The organism is Alphaproteobacteria bacterium, from assembly GCA_017302575.1.
Classification (GTDB): Bacteria; Pseudomonadota; Alphaproteobacteria; order Rickettsiales; family UBA3002; genus JAFLDD01.
Genome location: JAFLDD010000001.1, coordinates 1,670,327 through 1,690,541, shown reverse-complemented (window position 1 = coordinate 1,690,541; position 20,215 = coordinate 1,670,327). Strand labels below are relative to the sequence as shown.

Annotated in this window: 22 protein-coding genes; 16 read left to right on the top strand and 6 right to left on the bottom strand. The window is 51.8% G+C overall.

Features of this window, described 5'->3' with window-relative positions:
• Window positions 1-14: 14 nt before the first annotated feature.
• Window positions 15-227 (bottom strand): DUF1653 domain-containing protein, encoded by a 213-nt coding sequence (locus tag J0M34_08565; GenBank protein ID MBN8544300.1) that lies wholly within the window; start codon window positions 225-227, stop codon window positions 15-17.
• A gap of 78 nt (window positions 228-305) precedes the next feature.
• On the opposite strand from J0M34_08565, the gene J0M34_08560 reads away from it, so the two are divergent.
• Window positions 306-659: a hypothetical protein gene (locus J0M34_08560; GenBank protein ID MBN8544299.1), complete on the top strand. Its 354-nt coding sequence runs from the start codon at window positions 306-308 to the stop codon at window positions 657-659.
• A 16-nt stretch (window positions 660-675) separates the two neighbouring features.
• Here the strand turns inward: J0M34_08560 and fabF are convergent, their stop codons facing one another.
• The 4 genes from fabF to fabD form a co-directional block, all read right to left on the bottom strand.
• Complete coding sequence (fabF, locus tag J0M34_08555; GenBank protein ID MBN8544298.1) at window positions 676-1,932, bottom strand: beta-ketoacyl-ACP synthase II; 1,257 nt, start codon at window positions 1,930-1,932, stop codon at window positions 676-678.
• 27 nt (window positions 1,933-1,959) lie between these two features.
• Window positions 1,960-2,196 (bottom strand): acyl carrier protein, encoded by a 237-nt coding sequence (locus tag J0M34_08550; GenBank protein ID MBN8544297.1) that lies wholly within the window; start codon window positions 2,194-2,196, stop codon window positions 1,960-1,962.
• A 134-nt stretch (window positions 2,197-2,330) separates the two neighbouring features.
• Complete coding sequence (gene fabG, locus J0M34_08545; protein MBN8544296.1) at window positions 2,331-3,068, bottom strand: 3-oxoacyl-[acyl-carrier-protein] reductase; 738 nt, start codon at window positions 3,066-3,068, stop codon at window positions 2,331-2,333.
• Window positions 3,069-3,085: 17 nt separating this feature from the next.
• On the bottom strand, window positions 3,086-4,033 hold the full coding sequence (gene fabD / locus J0M34_08540; GenBank protein MBN8544295.1) for an ACP S-malonyltransferase: 948 nt from the start codon (window positions 4,031-4,033) through the stop codon (window positions 3,086-3,088).
• Window positions 4,034-4,311: 278 nt separating this feature from the next.
• Between fabD and rpsF the strand changes: the two genes are divergently transcribed.
• From rpsF to J0M34_08505, 7 genes are all read left to right on the top strand, one after another.
• Window positions 4,312-4,656: a 30S ribosomal protein S6 gene (gene rpsF / locus J0M34_08535; protein MBN8544294.1), complete on the top strand. Its 345-nt coding sequence runs from the start codon at window positions 4,312-4,314 to the stop codon at window positions 4,654-4,656.
• 10 nt (window positions 4,657-4,666) lie between these two features.
• Window positions 4,667-4,960 carry a 30S ribosomal protein S18 gene (locus J0M34_08530; GenBank protein ID MBN8544293.1) on the top strand — a complete coding sequence of 98 codons (294 nt, stop codon included), beginning with the start codon at window positions 4,667-4,669 and terminating at the stop codon, window positions 4,958-4,960.
• A 9-nt stretch (window positions 4,961-4,969) separates the two neighbouring features.
• Entirely contained in the window at window positions 4,970-5,500 is a 531-nt protein-coding gene (gene rplI / locus J0M34_08525) for a 50S ribosomal protein L9 (GenBank protein ID MBN8544292.1), read from the top strand.
• Window positions 5,501-5,647: 147 nt separating this feature from the next.
• Entirely contained in the window at window positions 5,648-7,126 is a 1,479-nt protein-coding gene (locus J0M34_08520) for a replicative DNA helicase (GenBank protein ID MBN8544291.1), read from the top strand.
• A 44-nt stretch (window positions 7,127-7,170) separates the two neighbouring features.
• On the top strand, window positions 7,171-8,253 hold the full coding sequence (gene alr, locus J0M34_08515; GenBank protein ID MBN8544290.1) for an alanine racemase: 1,083 nt from the start codon (window positions 7,171-7,173) through the stop codon (window positions 8,251-8,253).
• Window positions 8,250-9,044, top strand: a complete 795-nt coding sequence (locus tag J0M34_08510; protein MBN8544289.1) for an ABC transporter permease — start codon at window positions 8,250-8,252, stop codon at window positions 9,042-9,044. The genes alr and J0M34_08510 overlap by 4 nt, the downstream gene beginning before the upstream one ends.
• Window positions 9,041-9,820: an ATP-binding cassette domain-containing protein gene (locus J0M34_08505; GenBank protein ID MBN8544288.1), complete on the top strand. Its 780-nt coding sequence runs from the start codon at window positions 9,041-9,043 to the stop codon at window positions 9,818-9,820. The genes J0M34_08510 and J0M34_08505 overlap by 4 nt, the downstream gene beginning before the upstream one ends.
• Here J0M34_08505 and J0M34_08500 read toward each other — a convergent pair whose 3' ends face one another.
• Window positions 9,821-12,334 (bottom strand): hypothetical protein, encoded by a 2,514-nt coding sequence (locus tag J0M34_08500; protein MBN8544287.1) that lies wholly within the window; start codon window positions 12,332-12,334, stop codon window positions 9,821-9,823.
• A gap of 85 nt (window positions 12,335-12,419) precedes the next feature.
• Between J0M34_08500 and radA the strand changes: the two genes are divergently transcribed.
• From radA to J0M34_08460, 8 genes are all read left to right on the top strand, one after another.
• Complete coding sequence (radA, locus tag J0M34_08495) at window positions 12,420-13,778, top strand: DNA repair protein RadA (protein MBN8544286.1); 1,359 nt, start codon at window positions 12,420-12,422, stop codon at window positions 13,776-13,778.
• Window positions 13,779-13,782: 4 nt separating this feature from the next.
• Entirely contained in the window at window positions 13,783-14,448 is a 666-nt protein-coding gene (locus J0M34_08490; GenBank protein ID MBN8544285.1) for a CvpA family protein, read from the top strand.
• Window positions 14,400-15,884, top strand: a complete 1,485-nt coding sequence (locus J0M34_08485; protein ID MBN8544284.1) for an amidophosphoribosyltransferase — start codon at window positions 14,400-14,402, stop codon at window positions 15,882-15,884. Before J0M34_08490 ends, J0M34_08485 begins: the two co-directional genes overlap by 49 nt.
• On the top strand, window positions 15,884-16,588 hold the full coding sequence (locus J0M34_08480; GenBank protein MBN8544283.1) for an SDR family NAD(P)-dependent oxidoreductase: 705 nt from the start codon (window positions 15,884-15,886) through the stop codon (window positions 16,586-16,588). The genes J0M34_08485 and J0M34_08480 overlap by 1 nt, the downstream gene beginning before the upstream one ends.
• A 66-nt stretch (window positions 16,589-16,654) precedes the next feature.
• The gene (locus J0M34_08475) at window positions 16,655-16,906 is read left to right on the top strand and encodes a hypothetical protein (GenBank protein MBN8544282.1); all 252 of its coding nucleotides are present in this window, start codon (window positions 16,655-16,657) and stop codon (window positions 16,904-16,906) included.
• Entirely contained in the window at window positions 16,878-18,104 is a 1,227-nt protein-coding gene (locus tag J0M34_08470) for an FAD/NAD(P)-binding protein (GenBank protein MBN8544281.1), read from the top strand. Before J0M34_08475 ends, J0M34_08470 begins: the two co-directional genes overlap by 29 nt.
• Before the next feature lie 50 nt (window positions 18,105-18,154).
• Entirely contained in the window at window positions 18,155-19,420 is a 1,266-nt protein-coding gene (locus J0M34_08465; protein ID MBN8544280.1) for an FAD-dependent oxidoreductase, read from the top strand.
• Window positions 19,411-20,208, top strand: a complete 798-nt coding sequence (locus J0M34_08460; protein ID MBN8544279.1) for a DUF1365 domain-containing protein — start codon at window positions 19,411-19,413, stop codon at window positions 20,206-20,208. Before J0M34_08465 ends, J0M34_08460 begins: the two co-directional genes overlap by 10 nt.
• Window positions 20,209-20,215: the final 7 nt, after the last annotated feature.

The following is a 20,215-nucleotide window of genomic DNA, read 5'->3' as shown; positions in this document are numbered from 1 at the left end:
GCGACAAGAACAGCCTAATCACCCACATAGGTAAAACGTTGCATAGATTGCCCCTGATGCTCAATCACCTCAGTGAACATGGCTTTAGGCCGCACCCAGAACTGGCCATTCGGGTTATCATAGAGACATTCGTAATAGACGAGGTCTTCCAGCGTTTCGCTGTGGCGGACCACACCAAGCACCCTATATTTCGGCCCCTTATAATGCTGATAAACGCCCAGTTTCATGATTTTCCATGGATTATTTAGTATTTATTAATACCATTAGCACTAGAATGAAGCCTGAACATAAATGGGCGAGCAACGATGAGCAACGGCGAAGTACAAGATCTTGGTGGTGGCAATCAAATGGCCGTAAACCAAATTGATGAAAATACGCGCATTACCGCAATGTTAGTTCCAAGCAATGGGACTGTATCGCTGATGCTTGAGCGAACCGTAGATGGCATACCGAAAGTCGAAACAATCGGATGTATTGCCAATATTGGTTGTACGCGGGTTTCCACTATCGAAGCGCCTCCACCCACCGCAGAAGAACTTGGGGCAACTATTGCGCGGTTTTTTACAAAACAGCCTGGCGAGACAGTAGCACATTTTGATGAAAACGACGCACGTGAAGCGCTGGCATTATTCACGCAGCCTAGAGGCAGAGTGCGCTAATTGATTTGAAAAGTCTCTAACTAAACGCCTTGAAAATCACCGAGGCATTCGTGCCGCCAAAGCCGAAGCTGTTAGACAGCGCGGCGGTCACTTTCTTCTCTTTTGCAGTAAGCGGCACAAGGTCCATGCCCTTCACCGACTCAGATGGATTCTCCAAATTCAGCGTTGGTGGTAAGATGCCGGTACGCACAGCTTGGATCGCAAAAATACCTTCCACCGAACCCGCGCCACCCAGTAAGTGACCGATTGCTGATTTGGTCGAGCTCATCGACACATTCGTTGCACCGAACAAGCGGCGCACAGCGCCCGCTTCAATCTCGTCACCCTTCGGGGTCGAAGTGCCATGCGCATTGATATAACCAATTTCGCTTTCGTTTAACTTCGCGTCATCAAGCGCCATTTTCATGGAGCGGAAACCACCATCCCCATCATCGGCTGGGCTGGTGATGTGATAGGCGTCACCCGAAAGGCCATAGCCACCGAATTCTGCAAGAATCGTCGCGCCACGCGCTTTTGCGTGTTCGTATTCTTCCAGCACCACAATGCCTGCACCCTCACCCATTACGAAACCATCGCGGCCTTCGTCCCATGGGCGGGAAGCTTTCTCTGGGGTTTCGTTGTAGCTGGTCGAAAGCGCACGTGCTGCAGCAAATCCTGCAAGACCGATGCGGCAAATCGTTGATTCGGCAGAGCCAGCAACCATCACATCTGCGGTACCATAGGCAATAATACGCGCCGCATCACCAATGGCATGCGCACCTGTAGAACACGCAGTAACCACAGCGTGGTTAGGGCCTTTAAGGCCATGTTTAATCGAAACCTGACCCGAAATGAGATTGATAAGTGATGCAGGAATAAAGAATGGCGACACGCGACGCGCACCCTTCTCCTTCATCATCAACACGGTTTCTTCAATCGCTTGCAGACCACCAATGCCCGAACCAATCATTACACCTGCGCGTAATTTTTGCTCGTCGGTCAAGGTGCTTAAACCTGCTTGGGCAATCGCTTCGTCCGCCGCGCCCATACCGAAGTGGATAAACTCATCCATCTTCTTCTGTTCTTTCGGCTCGATGTAGCGATCACAATCAAACTCGTTCTCGCCCTTACCGCGCACGACTTGGCCGGCAATCTTTGCGGGAATGTCCGAAACATCGATATGCGTGATGGGACGAACGCCAGATTCGCCATTGGTCAGACGTTTCCATACATGGTCAACGCCCACTCCAAGCGGGGTCACTAACCCCATACCTGTGACTACTACGCGACGCATGTGATGCTACTTCTGATGAGTAAACGCTTAGGCAGCGTTTTTCTCGATATAGTCGATTGCGTTTGCAACGGTCTGAATTTTCTCAGCCGCTTCATCTGGAATCTCAACGCCGAATTCTTCTTCGAACGCCATAACGAGTTCAACGGTATCGAGGCTGTCTGCGCCCAAATCGTCGATGAAGTTTGCTTCAGGGGTTACTTTGCCTTCTTCAACGCCCAGATGCTCTACTACAATTTTCTTTACGCGTGGTGCTACGTCACTCATGTCGTTCTCCGTTTAGTTATTCTTTGACAAGGATTAATCGTCTTGTCCTTGGTTAGGCGCTGCAAGTAGCATAGGGATATGCACGAGGCTACTAAAAAAAGCATTGTGTGGATAAGAGACTGAAGTCTCTCACTTTATACCATCAACAATCCACCATTAATATGGAGTGTCTGGCCAGTGATGTAGCCCGCAGCGTCACTCGCGAGGAACACCACACCCGCCGCCACATCTTCTGGCGTGCCGAAACGTTGCGCAGGAATGTTATCCGTAATGCGTTTCTGCTGTTCTTCGTTCAGCTTGTCGGTCATCGCGGTTTTAATGAAGCCAGGGGCCACGCAATTCACCGTAATGCCACGGCTTGAAACTTCCGCCGCCAGTGACTTGCTCATCCCAATCATACCTGCTTTGGACGCACAGTAATTCGCCTGACCAGGATTGCCCATCACGGCAACAACCGAGCTGATATTGATGATGCGGCCAGCACGTTGCTTCATGAATGGCTTCAATACTGCGCGGTTCAATTGGAACGTCGAGCGCAGGTTGATGGCAATCACGCTATCAAAATCTTCGTCCTTCATACGCATCGCCAGCGTATCTTTCGTCACGCCTGCGTTACATACTAATATGTCTAGGCCACCTAATGCGGCTTCAGCTTGCGCGGGCAATGCTTCCACTGCCGCCGCGTCCGTCAGGTTGCAGGTGAGGATTTTGCCCTTACCACCCAGATCGGCGTTGAGTGCTTCGAGTGCTTCAAGACGCGTGCCTGAAATGGCAACATCCGCCCCTGCGGCGAGCAGTGCTTTGGCAATCGCGCCACCAATACCGCCCGATGCGCCAGTCACCAGTGCTTTTTTTCCTGCGAGTGAAGTCATGTAAGTCTCCTTGTATATTATGCAGCTTTAGAATACGTCTCAATATCCTCGACCGATCCAACATTGATAAGGGTCATTTCAGGAACGATACGCTTGATAAGCCCCGTCAGAACATTGCCGTGACCAACTTCGATGATACGGCTAATGCCGTGCTGTTGCAGATAGGTAATCGAATCCACCCAACGCACCATGCCCGTTACTTGTTTCACCAGCGCTTCACGAATTTGCGATGGGTCCGAAATTGCACTCGCCGAGATATTCGCCACTACGGGAACTTTCGGTGCATTGACCGTTGCTTTACCGAGCGCATCTTTCATCGCATCAGCAGCAGGCGCCATGAGCGAGCAATGGAACGGAGCCGAAACGGTGAGCGGTACAGCGCGCTTCGCACCTTTTTCTTTCGCCACTTCCATGGCCACTTCAATACCCTTTGCCGAGCCCGAAATAACAATCTGGTTCGTGGAGTTATGGTTTGCCACTTCCACTACTTCGCCTGAACGCTTGGCAGCTTCCGCGACAATTTCTTGTACAGCCGCAAGCTCAGGCCCAATAATCGCCGCCATACCGCCTTGACCTGCGGGCACTGCCGCCTGCATCGCCGCGCCACGAATGCGCAACAGCGTTGCACAGTCACCAACGCTCAACGCACCAGCCGCTGTCAGTGCGGAATATTCACCTAAAGAGTGACCCGCCACGAACAACGCGCCCTTTGGCAGGGTGAAGCCCGTTTCTTTTTCCATGACTCTATAAGCGGCGAGTGATGCCGCCATGATTGCGGGTTGGGTGTTTTCGGTGAGGTTCAGATCGGCCTCTGGCCCATCCTGCATCAGCGCGAATAGTTTCTGGTTCAGCGCGTCATCCACTTCTTGGAATACTTCGCGCGCCACGGCAAATTGCTCTGCCAGTGATTTACCCATACCCACAGCCTGTGAGCCTTGACCTGGAAATACCAATGCGGTTGTCATCGTTACCTCTTACTTAAAACCGACGCCTCGACGCCCGTTGAGGGCGAAAGCCCACGCGGCGCTTGAGCGCTATTTAATGAATCGGGGCGGCTTTAGAGGGTTTTTTCGGCTTTGTCACCCCTGAATAGCCCCTTATACAGTAAAATCGCTTGCCTTTTACGCTTGAGGAGCCTAATAAACCGCCTCCTCAGCGGTGCTGGGGTAGATTCACAGGTGTTTCCGCCGCCCTGCATGGTGCAGGAACGGAGTTGAGAACCACCGTCTATGGAGTAACGACAATGGCATTTTACGAATGCACGTTTGTTGCACGTGCCGACCTCTCGAAGGCCGATGTGCAAAAACTGACCGACTCGCTCACCAAGATCGTGACCGACGGTAAAGGCAAAATCATTAAGAGTGAATATTGGGGTCTTCGCACCCTCGCCTACAAAATCAATAAGGCGGGCAAAGGCCACTACACGATGTTGGGCATTGAAACGGACCCAGCAACGCTCAAAGAATTCGAGCGTAACGTTTCCATCAACGAGGACATCATCCGCAACTTGACCGTGAAAGTCGAGAAGCTGGATGCAAGCCCAAGCGTGATGATGAAAAAAGAAACCGACAGCTACGAAGCAGCATAAGGAGAGTATCATGGCCTACGAAAGAGCTGAACGCAGCGATAAATTTGACCGCGATGGTGGCGATGGCGCCGGCGCAGGTCGCAAAGTATTTTTCCGTCGCCGCAAATCCTGCCCACTATCAGGAAATGCTGCGCCAAAAATCGACTATAAGGATGTGAAGTTGCTACAACGCTTCGTATCCGAGCGTGGTAAAATTCTTCCTTCACGTATCACTTCGGTGTCGGCGAAGAAGCAACGCGCCCTTTCACGCGCTATCAAACGTGCTCGTAACCTTGCGTTACTGCCGTATGTTTCGCAATCCTAGGAGAGTGTCATGCAAGTTATTTTGTTAGAAAAAATCGCCCGTCTGGGCAGCGTTGGTGACACAGTAACCGTAAAGCCTGGCTTTGCGCGTAACTTCCTGTTGCCACAAAAGAAAGCACTCCGTGCGACCGAACAGAACAAGGCGTTCTTCGAGTCAAAGCGTGCGGTGCTTGAGAAGCAAAACGCTGAAGCAAAAACAGCCGCAGAGAAACTCGCAAGCGGCATGAAGAACCTGAGCGTTACCATCATTCGCCAAGCGGCGGAAGATGGCAAACTCTACGGTTCAGTTGCTGTACGTGACATCGCTGAAGCATTGGCTGAAGCTGGTCACAAAGTGGAGCGTCGCTTGATTGACCTCAACAATGCTATCAAGGCATTGGGCGTATACGAGGCAGTCATCAACCTGCACCCTGAAGTACAAGTGGCATTGAAAGTGAATGTCGCACGTAACGCAGACAGCTTGCTGGCACAAGAACTCGCTGGCGAACCAGAAGCCGAAGAAGTTGCGGCTGAAACTGCTGACGAAAGCGAAGAAGCCTAGGCTTATTCACAACGACGATTGTAACGGCGATACGTAAATAACGTGTCGCCGTTTTTCGTTGTGGATATGTTGAAAAAGTTTTGCGTAGCCGTAGCATGTTCTGCCGACTTGCCGCATAATGATTGTAATAAAAAATTACGGTAAGCAATGAACACGGTTGTTAGTCTTAAAAATGAGTCACCTGCTGCGGCAGGTACCCGCGAAGCCCCCAATAATATGGAGGCCGAGCAAGCCCTGCTGGGCGCCGTACTCGCCAACAATGAAGCGCTCAACCACGTCGGCACTGCGCTGCAGCCCGAAGACTTCTACGCCGAATTACACCAACGCATTTACCGCGCGATTCTACAATTTCACGATAAGGGGCTCATCGCCAACCCCGTCACGTTGAAGCAGCATTTTGCCGGCGCAGGTGTGGAAGATCATTACCTTGCGCGTCTCGTTGGTGCGGCTACCTCCATCATCAACGTGCATGATTATGCCAACCTGATCCGCGACGCGGCGGTGAAACGTCGCCTCATCGGCATAGGTGAAGAAGTCGTCAATCGTGCTTTCAAAGAAGCCGAGCATCTAGGCATCACCCAAGTCGAGATGGCGGAACAGCAACTCTTCAACCTCGCGACCGAAGGCGATGCTGAGGGTGGGTTCGTGCATTTCAAGAGCTCACTGCAAGAAGCAATCGCCCATACCGAAAAAGCCTATAAACGCTCAGGCCAAGTCATTGGCGTGGACACGGGCTACACGGATTTGAATAAACTGCTTGGTGGCTTACACCATTCCGATTTGCTGATTATTGCAGGCCGCCCATCGATGGGTAAAACCGCACTCGCCACCAATATCGCCTACCGCGCTGCCAAAGCGCTCGCTGTAGAAGATGAAGAGAAAGTCATGCGCGGTGAGAAAGGCCGCTCGGTAGGTTTCTTCTCACTCGAGATGAGCGCCGAACAGCTTGCGATGCGTATGCTGGCTACCGAATGCTCGATCAGTTCGCACAAGCTTCAGCGCGGCGAATTAACACAAGAAGAATTCACCATCCTCGCCCAAGAATCACAGAGAATGGCGCGCCTCCCCTTCCATATCGACGATACGCCCGCACTATCGATTGCCGCACTGCGTAGCCGTGCACGCCGCCTGAAACGCGTGCATAATCTGGGCTTATTGGTCGTCGATTACTTACAGCTCGTGCGCGCCACAGCGACTGGTGGCAACGTCAACCGCGTACAGGAAATTTCGGAAATCACCCAAGGCCTCAAAGCGATTGCCAAGGAATTGGACATTCCTGTTATCGCCTTGTCGCAGCTTTCGCGTGCCGTCGAGCAACGCGACGACAAGCGCCCACAACTTGCTGACTTGCGCGAATCAGGCTCCATCGAGCAAGATGCCGACGTGGTGATGTTCGTCTTCCGCGAGGAATATTACCTGAAGCGTACCCAGCCTAAAGAAGGCACCGAAGAGCATCTGAAATGGCAGGCGGAAATGGACCGTGTCCACGGCTTGGCTGATGTGATTGTTGCCAAGCACCGTAACGGCCCAATCGACACGGTAACCCTGCAGTTCCAAGGTGAATTGACACGCTTCGAGAACTACGTGAAGCCCGACCATATGCCAGAAGTTCCCTTCGGGCATTAGTCGTGAGCCTTGAGTCATGAGTCGTTAGCATATATAAGCGGCGCATGACGTTCCTAACCCCTACACTTACCGTGAATCTTTCAGCGATTGTCGCGAACTGGAAATTGCTCGCCGCGCGTTTCACAGGCCAAGAAACCGCCGCCGTCGTCAAAGCGGATGCGTATGGTCTAGGCATGGTTCCAGTATCTGAGGCACTCGCCAAAGCAGGCTGTCACACGTTCTTTGTGGCAACACTCGAAGAAGCCATCACACTGCGTGCAGCGCTGCCTGATGTGCGCATATTAGTATTTCACGGCGTGCAGCATGGTGAGGAATTCGCTTTCGCAACACACCGATTGATTCCCGTATTGAACTCCCGTGAGCAACTCGCACGCTGGAAACCTGTCGCCAAAGACCATGTTCATGCCGTCTCGGCACTACATATTGATACAGGCATGGGCAGATTAGGCCTCCAACCAGAAGAGTTCAAAACGCTGGACGCGCAGTCCCTGACCGATTGCCGCGTATCACTCATCATGTCGCACCTCGCCTGCGCGCCAGACCCCAACCATCCGCTCAATCTAAAGCAGTTGGAAATCTTGGAGCACATCACCGCCAGCGCAACTGGCATACCTGTTAGTTTTGCCAACTCAGGCGGCGTATTCCTGCCTGAATCATTTCACTTTCATCTCGCGCGTGTTGGCTGCTCGCTTTACGGCATCGCCCCACAGGATGAAGGCACAAACCCCATGCAACAGGTGGCGCATTGGCAGGCACCTATCATTCAGATGCGCACCATCAGCCACGAGCAATCTGTGGGTTATGGCGCGACCAAAATCGTTCCTAAAGATACGCGCATTATTACAGTCGCCAGTGGCTATGCAGACGGTTACCACCGCATTCTTTCCAACCATTCATGCGCCTATCTGGGCGCACACCGTTTACCGCTACTTGGCCGCGTAACCATGGATATGTTGTGCTTTGATGGCACAGAAGTGCCAGAATCGTTGCTTACCGAAGGCGCTATGGTAACACTACTTGGCAACCACCCCGAACTTACGGTAGATGCTATAGCAAACCGCGCCCAAACGATTGGGTATGAGATTCTCACCTCGATTGGCCCGCGCGTAAAAAGAGTGTATGTATGAATGAGCTGATTCAACACAACAACATTGTCGCTCTGATTGGGCGCGTGTTTATGGCGTTCCTCGCCTCGGTTGGGCGTTTGTCTCTGTTCATCTGGCAGGCGCTCTCAAGCGGATTCCGTCCACCCTATTATCCGCGCCAACTTGGCCGGATGATGATTGAAATTGGCTACTACTCTTTACCAGTGATTGGCCTCACCGCGATTTTCACAGGCGCGGTATTAGCCCTGCAATCCTACTCGGGCTTCTCGCGCTTCTCCGCAGAATCATCGATTCCAATCGTCGTCGTGCTATCAATTACGCGCGAGCTTGGGCCTGTATTAGCCGGCCTCATGGTTGCGGGTCGTATTGGTGCAGCATTCGCTGCTGAAATCGGCACGATGCGCGTCACCGAACAGATCGACGCGCTAGTGACACTTTCAACCAATCCATTCCAATATCTCATCTTCCCCCGCTTGCTTGCTGGCACGTTAATGCTGCCATGCCTCGTCTTTATCGCCGATATCATCGGCGTGTTCGGCGGCTACATGGTGAGCACCCATGCGCTAGGATTTGCACCCGGCCCCTACCTGAATAACACGTGGGACTTCCTCGAATTCAAAGACGTATTCTCAGGCTTGGTGAAAGCGTCCGCTTTCGGATTCATCGTTGCGCTGATGGGCAGTTACCATGGCTACCACAGCAAAGGTGGGGCGATGGGTGTAGGTGCTGCCACCACGAACGCAGTGGTGTCGGCCTCCATTCTCATTCTATTATCCAACTACATGCTCACGGAGTTCTTCTTCGCCATATGATTAACGCCGTACCAAAAATTAAGCTCACCAATGTCCATAAGCGCTTCGGCAGCAAAGTGGTGCTGGATGGCGTGCATCTGCAAGTCCAGCCTGGGGAATCGTTGGTGATTGTTGGCGGTTCGGGCTCTGGCAAATCGGTGACGATTAAAACGGTTCTTGGCCTCGTGAAACCCGACCAAGGCACCGTGGAATATGATGGCCAAGATATTACGCATGATTCCTTCCGCGAGCGCGAGCCTATGCTGCGCAAGTGCGGCATGTTGTTTCAAGGTGGCGCATTGTTTGACTCACTTCCCGTGTGGCGTAACATCACTTTTGCACTATCGCACGGTGCGGATGCGCTGAATGTTAAAGACGCACGCGACCTTGCGGTTGAGAAGCTCGCCGCTGTCGGGATGCCGCCCGAAGTTGCGGATCTGATGCCTGCCGAACTCTCTGGCGGTATGGCCAAGCGCGTGTCACTGGCGCGCGCCATTGCCACCAATCCTGAGGTGATTTTCTTCGACGAACCGACCACAGGTCTCGACCCCATCATGTCGGACGTGATTAATGAACTGATCGTGTCTTGCGTGAAAAAACTTGGCTCGACTGCGATTACCATCACACATGACATGTCGAGCGTTCGCAAAATCGCTAGCCGCGTCGCGATGATTTACCAAGGTAAAATTATTTGGGATGGCCCCGTCTCAGCCATTGATAATTCAGGAAACCCCTACGTTGACCAATTTGTCCATGGTCGCGCTGAAGGGCCAATCACACAAGCGGTCAAACGCTAATTATCCGTCACCACGCTGGCGTGGTAAGTCTCTCTCGGCCTGACTCAGAAGCGCTTTGGTTTTCGCATCATCACGAAAAATAGAAACACCACCCAACACGTCTGTAGCAATTTTATTCATCCGTCCCAGAAGCTGTGAGTGATTTTCGAAGGTGCGGCCTAGCTCTGATTTCTTTGCAAAATCCATACTCGCACCATCTGCATTACTCATGAGAAGATAGGGTGTTGGGTGTTGGCCGTTTCTAGGTTCTTTGCGCGCATACTCAATCATCGCTGAAGTGAAGTTACCACCACCAATGAAAATACTGATACCCGCCTGCTCTGCGTAGCGCATAAAATTCATGGTGTTGAATGGCACACGTGCCCGCGTACCGTCTTGGTGCACTAGCCACGTAATAGAGCGCGCAATATCAGTGTTCTCTTCGGTGTTGAGCGAGAGCATATCAAAGCTACGTGTTGGGTTTTGCTCGTTATAATCATGCACCGCCTGATCAATCGCCGCCGTTACACCATTAATATCATCATCATTGGCACGTGCTACTTCGCCACGGCTTGAACCCTTGGTGCGGCCAACCACGAAAAAGACTTTTTCAGGGTCAAGCGTTTGCGCCAGCACCTTCATCGACTCGATAATCTCTTTGCGCACGGCAGGATCTTTAATATCGCTCCACGAAGAACCTGCTGCACCTGAAATCAGAATTGGGATTTTACCCGCAAAACTTTTTGGCAAAATAGTACGCTTCTTATTCTCGGGGTCTGGGCCAAGACTGTTTACATAGCCCAAATGCTCTTTGAGGCCCGTTAGGAATGACTGGTTAGCCTGCGCTACATCTGGGCCATAATGCGACAAGAACGCCTTCGATTTTGCCGCATCACGCTGCTTCTGCCCCGCGATGAAGTGATCTTCCGTTGCGCGCATCTGTGTGAGTTGACCTAGCGTCACACCTCCTGCAATTGCTGAGAGGGCAAGTTGCACTGGGCTTGTCTGAATCGCACCCATACCATCCGTACCCAAAAACCAGCTTTTGACCGAGCCAAGCCAGCGCGAGAATGGGAATCCCGATACATCGTGAACGTTGCCATACCCCATATTGGAGTCTGGACAGAATTCAAAAGATACCTTCGACTCACCGCCCGCACCGTCGGTTAATTTGGTGAGTGTATTATTGAGGTTTTCATCTTCCGCTTCGTTGAGCGCATGCGCAACGCGCATTCTAATGTCATAATGCTTAGCAACCGCAATAGAGCCAGCAACGTTGCGCTCGCTCTTACCAGTCTCGCCCGCATGGATACGCACCACCATGTCGCGCTTAAAGTCCCAACCATGCTCTGCCTTCAGGTCACTCTTACCGTCGCGCGCGCGCGCCCAGTTGGCAATATGGGCCAGCGCCCAATTAAAGCTGGTCGTGCTGTTATACTCGTAGCCCAGCAAATCCACACCCACGACATAAGGGTGACGCAATGCATATTTGGTTTTCTCGAGTGCACCAAGCACTTGGTGTGGTGCAAAGTTACGCGGAATGCCAACCAAGAAGCGCATCGTTACGCCCATCTTCTCGGCTTCCTGCACAGCTTCGATCATTTCGCCGAACCACTCGACTTTATCTATCATCGACGCAGTCGAAAGCTCGATATACTGAATGCCTTTTTTCTGGCAATCCCGCGCAATCGTTATGAGCATCTCTTTGGCAATGGATGGGTTCTTCACAATCGGGTTACCATAGCGATACATCTCATCATCCATGTCGGTGATGGTAAGCGTCGCGTCGCGCGGTACATGGAATTTGTTTTTCAGTTGTTCGCGCTGCACATCGGTAAGCGCCGAAAGTGGAATCACATCAATCTGCTGGTCTTTCTTCTCGCACTGTAATCCTTCGGCCTGCGTTGGGTGGAACGCATAGCTTGGGCCTTTGGTAATGCGCGCACGCCGCGCATCACTAAACTGCATACCGAGTTTTTTCTCGAGCAGCTCAACAGGGTAATTCAGGCCGTTACGAATGGCCATATCCATCAAATCATCGGCCGATAATTGTGCCGAAGAATGTGTGTGCAAATCGGTGATGGGAGCATGCTTCGCGCGGTCAAAACCAGCCAGCTTGCTGCGTGGCGTTGGGATATGTGGCAATCTAACTTCCGACGTGCCCAACATACGCAATTCGGTAATGGTCAGGCGCTCATGCGCATGGTCTGGGTGTATGCTAAAGCCTGATACTCCGTCCCCCTGCGCCGTTAAAATAGGCTGCTCATAGAGTGTTAGCGAGAGGGTCTGGGGTGTAACACCTTCGGGTAGCTGGAAGGTAATCTGGCCGTCAGTTCGAACTGGCTTTGCTTCTACGCGGGCGCCATTCACAAAGAGTTTGAGGCCTTTTATCAAATGACCCTTAGGGCCAATCAAATTCTTTTCGCTCAATCCCTTGAGATCGATGGACAATGTGCCGCCTTCTACCGTTACGGGGACCTTGCCATTATGGTCGAGCGATAGGGCGATTTTCTCGTTTGGTGCTTCTGCGTTCATGTGCTACTGCCTAGGACTATACCCCAATCTAGCCGCCAAGCGTTACGAAATTATGACAAGCGGCCATGAAATAAGGATTTTTTGTATGTCCAAAGCCGCCAGCACCACACTTTATGTCTGCCAGTCCTGCGGTACGCAAAGCCGAAAATGGGTAGGAAAATGTGAAGGTTGCGGGGAATGGAACAGTTATGTCGAGGAGACAGTCGCCACCGTACCCAAGGGCTTATCAGCAGGTAAGGGTAAGGGGTTAGAGCTTGTCTCGCTGGCTGAAAAAGCCGAACTGCCTGAACGCATGACAACAGGGATTGCCGAGCTCGACCGCGTATTGGGTGGCGGTTTGGTCGAAGGCTCCGCCATTCTTTTGGGTGGTGACCCAGGCATCGGCAAATCTACTTTGCTACTTCAGGCCGTCGCCGCACTCGCCAAACGCGGCGAAGACGTCTGCTACATCACGGGGGAGGAATCGACCGCACAGGTTCAGCTTCGCTCGCAACGCTTAGGCGCTGAAAAAGCCCCCGTTCAACTCGCCGCCGCCAACAATGTGCGCGATATCCTCGCCACCATTGATAAGAACGAAACCCACCGCGTCGTTATCATCGACTCCATCCAGACCATGTTCGTAGATTCGCTTGATTCCGCACCCGGAACCGTCGCACAAGTTCGCGCCTCCGCGCATGAGTTGATTCGTGCTGCAAAGAAGCGTGGATTTGCGCTCATCCTTGTGGGTCATGTCACCAAAGATGGGCAGATCGCAGGCCCACGCGTGCTCGAACATATGGTCGACACGGTACTCTATTTTGAGGGCGACCGTGGCCACCAATATCGCATTCTGCGTGCGGTAAAGAACCGCTTCGGCGCGACCGACGAAATCGGTGTATTTAATATGAGCGACAAAGGGTTGGAAGAAGTGGCAAATCCCTCCTCCCTCTTTTTGGAAGAGCGCGAAAGCGCGATTAGCGGTGCGGCTGTTTTCGCAGGTATGGAAGGCACGCGCCCCATCTTGTGCGAGATTCAGGCACTGGTTTCACCATCTATGATGTCCACGCCACGTCGCGCCACCGTAGGGTTTGACTCGCAACGCCTTGCGATGATTCTCGCCGTACTCGAAGCCCGTGCTGGCATGCGCTTTGCCGATAAAGAGGTTTTCTTGAATGTCGCGGGTGGCATGAAAGTTGGCGAGCCCGCAGCCGACCTCGCTGCCGCCGCCGCCTTACTCTCTGCGCTGCTCGATAAACCCTTACCCCAAGGCTTAATCGCGGTGGGCGAAGTGGGCCTGACAGGCGAAGTGCGCGCCGTTTCACGGGTAGATGCACGCCTCAAGGAAGCCGAGAAGCTAGGCTTTACAAAGGCACTTATTCCAGCATCCACCAAGGCTGGAAAATCGCTTGGCAGTGAGCGGATGCATCATGTAGAAGACCTTGTGAAATGGATAGTGGGGTTATAGTTCCATGGTTGAAACAACGATCAATATCTTCGATGCCATCGTACTCGGCGTCATCGTACTTTCCGCCCTCTTGTCGCTCTTTCGCGGATTTGTACGCGAACTACTCTCGCTAGGCGCATGGGTTGGGGCTGGTCTTATCACCCTCTACGTGTTCCCCGATGTTGCGGCTTACATTAAGCCACACGTTAAAAGCACCATGGTGGCAAGCGGCTTCGCTTCGATGAGCACCTACATCACCGCGCTATTGGGCATATCAATTTTTAACCGCATGCTTCTCAAGATGCTTAAAACAGGCAGCGAAGTCGGCGCGATGGATAATATCTTGGGACTTCTATTCGGTGTCGCACGCGGCATATTGTTGGTGTCGATTGGTTACTTCACCATGAGCATCATGATTTCCGAAGACGAGGACAAGCAACCAGACTTTCTCAAAACCTCGATGACCAAACCTTATGTTGAGCAGTCTGCAAAATGGTTGGCGGCGATTGCGCCAGAATATCTGGCCGATATTTCCACACTCAAAGAAGCTGCAGAAAAGAACGCCATCGAAGAATTGAAAGACGAAACTTCGACCGACGAAAGAATGCTGAACGAAGATAACGACCCCACCGAAGAACCAAAATGGCCAACGATGGAAGATCTTCAAAACGAAATGGAAAGCGGGAAGTAATGTTTGATAAATTCCACGACGAATGTGGCGTCTTTGGCATCTTCGGCTCATCGGATGCAGCCGCCCACACAGCGTTGGGATTACACGCGCTCCAGCATCGTGGCCAAGAGGCAGCCGGTATCGTCAGCACGGATGGCGAGAAGTTCTATCCATACCGCGCCTTGGGCTTAGTTGGCGATAATTTCAATACGCCAGAGATCATGAAGAAACTCGTCGGCCAAAGCGCAATTGGTCACAACCGTTACTCGACCACGGGTGAAACCATGCTGCGCAATGTGCAACCCTTCTTTGCCGAGCTTTCCATCGGTGGATTCGGCGTGGCGCATAATGGCAACCTCACCAACGCGCTGACGATTAAAAAAGACCTCATCGCACGCGGTTCACTTTTCCAATCCACTTCCGACACAGAAGTGATTGTACATCTGGTGGCACTTTCTACGGGCATTACCGTTGAAGACCGCATCATTGACGCACTAAAGCAAGTGGAAGGTGCTTATTCGCTCGTTATGCTTACCAAAGACGCGCTGATTGGCGCGCGCGATCCTAATGGTGTGCGTCCACTCGTACTAGGACGTTTGGGCGATGCACACGTCCTCGCATCTGAAACCTGCGCACTGGATATTATTGGTGCGCGCTTCGAACGCGATATCGAACCAGGCGAGATGATTGTGATTCGCAAAGATGGCATTGAGAGCCTGTATCCATTCACACAATCCACCCATCGTTTCTGCATCTTCGAATACGTGTATTTTGCGCGTCCCGACAGTTTTATGGAGCATAAGAACGTCTATAACATGCGCAAGCGCATCGGCGCAGAACTAGCAAAAGAGAAGAAGGTAAAAGCAGATATTGTTGTGCCTGTTCCTGACTCTGGCGTTCCCTCGGCACTGGGTTATTCGCAAGCCTCAGGCATTCCGTTCGAGTTGGGCATTATTCGCAATCACTATGTGGGCCGCACCTTTATCGAACCTACCGATCAAGTGCGCCACCTTGGGGTGAAGCTGAAACATAACGCCAATACTTCCATGATCGCTGGTAAGAAAGTGATCTTGGTGGACGACTCGATCGTACGCGGCACGACTAGTAAAAAAATCGTCGCCATGGTACGTGAAGCTGGCGCAAAAGAAGTGCATATGCGCATCGCCTCACCGCCAACGACAAACTCATGCTTTTACGGTGTCGACACGCCAGAGCGTTCGCAGCTCATGGCCGCTAACTATACGATCGACGAAATGTGTGAACTGATTGGTGCAGACTCCCTCGCCTTCCTGACGATCGATGGCTTGTACCGTGCGGTGGGTGAAGCCAAACGCAACAACGAGATCCCTCAATATTGCGACGCGTGCTTCACAGGTGAATACCCCATCGCCCTTACCGATAATGAGCAGGGGCTTGGTGGTAAACAAGCGGATCTCTTTGTCAAAGAAGTAGCCTAATGCGTCTCAACGGTAAAATCGCACTGATTACAGGTGCCTCACGCGGCATTGGAGCTGCGGTGGCCAAAGCCTTCGCCAAAGAAGGTGCGCATGTGATTCTCACCGCACGTACGGTTGGCGGGCTTGAGGAAGTAGACGACGACATTCGCAGAATAACAGGATCGAGCGCAACTCTCGTGCCGCTCGATATACGCCAAGGTGACATGATTGATGCGCTAGGCGCCACGATTTATGAGCGCTTCAAGAAGCTGGATATCATGATTGGCAACGCGGCCATGCTTGGCTCGCTGTCTCCCCTCGCCCATGCTGCGCCGATAGAATTTGAAGACGTTTTCAAGGTGAATGTGACCGCAAATTACCGACTCATCCGCGCGATGGACCCATTACTTCGCATGTCTGCTTCAGGCCGCGTGGTGATGGTCACTTCAGGTGCGGCGGCAGCACCTATTGCCTATTGGGGGCCTTATGCCGCCAGCAAAGCAGCGCTTGAGCATCTCACGCTCACCTATGCAGCAGAAGTGAAGCAAACACCCATTAAAGTGAATCTGCTTGACCCAGGCGCCGTACGCACCAAAATGCGCGCACAGGCTTTTCCTGGCGAAGACCCAACCAGCTTACCAACACCAGAGTCATTGACCGAATTATTTATCGACTTGGCGGGTGAGAAAGCACCGCATGGTAAAATAGTAAGAGCACGTAATTAGGAGGTAACGATGAAACCTGAATATAAGGGAATCGCGCAGGAAGTGGCGCAAAAAGTTACTACAAAGCTGAATGAGGCATTCACCGAACACCCCAAAGCAACGGGTGAAACCTACCTTGAGCATTTAGGGTTTACCATCCGTATGTCGGGCCGCATGTTATGGGCAGGCATCGCTATTTTACTGCATGGTATTTTTCCGTTTCTGTTCACTAAAACAGGAAGCAATGAAATTACTGCACTCTATGCGATCATGAAAAACCGCATCCCTGCAAGCAAACTGCTCGAGAGTTATGAACAATACCACGCCTCAAACATTTGATATTGCAATTATTGGCGGCGGCTTCTCGGGCGTTATCACGCTAGCCAATTGTTTGCGCTACGCCCAAAAACCGCTTCGTATTGCACTTTTCTCGCGCAGCAATGTTGGACGCGGTGCAGCCTATAGCACGGAGGATATCCATCACCTGCTAAACGTCCCCGCACATAATATGAGCGCCTTCCCCGACGCACCCACCCATTTTGTTGACTGGCTCGCAACCCAGCCTGACACTAAGCATTATACAAAGAGTGACTTCGTGCCGCGCTTATTTTACGGCGACTATATCGACCTCATATTAGACGCAGCATTGAATAATGAAGATCACGACATTGAGCTTATCGAGGAAGAGGTCACCGCGATCAGCAAAGACCGCATGATTACCACAGCGACTCAAACCATATCCGCACACAAGGTGGTTCTGGCAACGGGCAATGAAGCGGCGCAGCAAAAAAGCATGAGCAGCACGATTAGCCCATGGGAATTGCTCGAGCATCCCTTGCCAACCAATGATGAACAGGTGCTGATTCTAGGCGCAGGACTTACTGGCGTGGACGCCTTTCTCACCCTGCGCGCCCGTGGCTTTAAAGGCAAAATCTACCTTGCTTCACGCAGTGGCAGAATTCCACAACCCCACCTCAAAGACCCACTAAAATATGGGTGGGAAGATCCTTTGCCAACCACGCTCATCAACGCATTCCAAACCCTCAAACAACGTGCCGCGACACATCGCCGTTGGCAAGAGGTAGTGGACAGTCTGCGCCCTCATTTGCAAACTATTTGGAAATCACAAACCATTGCTGCGCGACGCAGGTTCTTGAATAAATACTTCGGTCTTTGGAACATCCATCGCCACCGCATGGCACCCCAAATCTGGGCACAATTACAAGCCGACACACAGCTAGAAATTATCGCCACACGTAAGACAGCCGTGCCAAAAGTGGCGCTAACTATTCACTGCATCGGCCAAGAATACCGTACTACGACTTTGCGTAACCCACTGCTGCAACAATTACTGCGCGACCAATTATTAACGGCACATGAAACAGGTTTTGGCGTCAAAACGGATGGCTTCAAAGTCGGCAAACATCTTTACGCCATCGGCCCACTACTGATTGGTGAATTGCTTGAAACCACTGCCGTTCCAGAACTGCGCGTGCAAGCCGATCAACTTGCCAAGCAGCTTGTGGCGCTTGCCTAGCACAACACAGCACTCTATATGTGATGGGGTAAACCTCTCAACGAGTATTCATGCAACGCCAGTCAATTGCGGTTATTGGTTCTGGAATTTCTGGCCTTGGCGCCGCTTACATTCTTCATCCGCACCATGATATCACCGTCTACGAAAAGAACGCGTACATCGGCGGTCACAGCCGAACAATTGAAGCCCAAACGCCTGATGGCGCTATCCCCGTTGATACGGGTTTTATTGTATTTAACTACCGCAATTACCCTCTTTTAACGGGCTTATTTAACCATCTGAACGTGCCCGTCAAAAAGAGCGATATGTCGTTTGGCGCCAGCATCGACCATCACTGGCTGGAATACGGCACACAGTCGATCGGCAACTTGTTTGCACAAAAGCGCAATCTTCTCCGCCCACAATTTTTGCGCATGATTGCCGACATTTTGCGTTTCAATAAGGCATCCAAAGCATTTTTGGATAAAGACCCAAGCGTGACATTAGGCGAATGCCTCGATGCGCTGAGAATGGGTGCATGGTTCCGTCATTATTATCTACTTGCGATGGGTGCAGCCATTTGGAGCACACCGCTCGAACAAATGTTGGCCTTCCCCGCGCGCAGCTTCATACGATTCTTTGATAATCACGGGCTGCTTAGCGTCAACGATCAGCCACAATGGTACACGGTGGATGGTGGCAGTCGTGAGTATGTGAAGCGCCTCACCGCACCGTTTCGTGATCGCATCAAACTAGAGTGCGGCGCCAGCGCTATTACCCGCACGGCACAGGGCATCGAAGTCCGCGACACACAAGGTGGCAGCGCCACTTACGATCAGGTGATTCTCGCCTGCCATAGCGATCAAGCACTTCATATGCTGCAAAATCCGACCGAGGCTGAGCGCAACATTTTAGGTGCAATACGCTACCAGCCTAATGAAGTCGTATTACATAGTGACGAGAGTTTTATGCCGAAGCATAAAGGTGCATGGGCAAGCTGGGTATACCACTCAGAAACGCGCCGCGACGCAAAGCCTGCTGTATCACTCAGCTATTGGATGAACCGGCTACAAACCCTCCCCACCAAGACGAATCTGATTGTTACGCTCAATCCCTCGCGCCCTCCTGCAGAGCATCTTGTGCATAATCGCACCACGTTGGAACACCCCGTATTTGATACAGCAGCAATCATTGCACAAGAACACATCAAGGATATTCAAGGCACTGATCGCATCTGGTATTGTGGTGCCTATCAGCGCTATGGCTTCCATGAAGATGGGTTGCTCAGCGCAGTCACACTCACCCGCGCCATGGGAGTGGAGATACCGTGGAAATAACGCCACAGATTTTCACCGCGAAGGTGATGCATAAGCGGCTTTTTCCCAAAGTGAATCAATTTGTGTATGGCACTTACTATCTCGCACTACCGCTTCAACAGCTTACCAAAGTGAATGATGGTTGGCGCATAGGCTATAATCGTAAAAGCTTGCTTACCATTCATGATAAAGATCACGGCGCTAAAGACGGTTCATCACTTGAAACATGGATACGTACGATTCTAGCCCAACAAGGCTTTAGTGATGAGATTGCCAATATTACACTCGTCACCATGCCGCGCGTGCTGGGCTATGTATTTAACCCCGTTAGCTTCTGGATATGTATGGACGCGCAGCAAAATATACGCGCAATGTTGTCCGAAGTGAATAATACCTTTGGCGAAACCCATAGCTATTTCTGCGCTAATAATGACCATTCGCCTATTAACAGTGATCAATGGCTACATGCCGATAAGCTGTTCCATGTCTCGCCCTTTTTAGAACGCCACGGAACCTATCATTTCCGAATTGCACATCAGGAAGGAAAGCTTGGCATCTGGATTGATTATACCCATGAGAATGGCGAAAAGCAGCTTCTGACGTCACTCATTGGCTCGCTGGAACCATTGACCAGAGCCAATCTGAGACGTGTGTTCTGGCGGCATCCACTCGTTACCCTCACCACCATTGCGCTCATTCATTGGCAAGCCATTAAGCTCGCCCGTAAGGGGATTCACTATATTGTAAAGCCCTCCCAACGCGAAGAGAAACTCTCCGTTTCCAAAAACCTACCCAAACCGCCAAACTAGATACTAT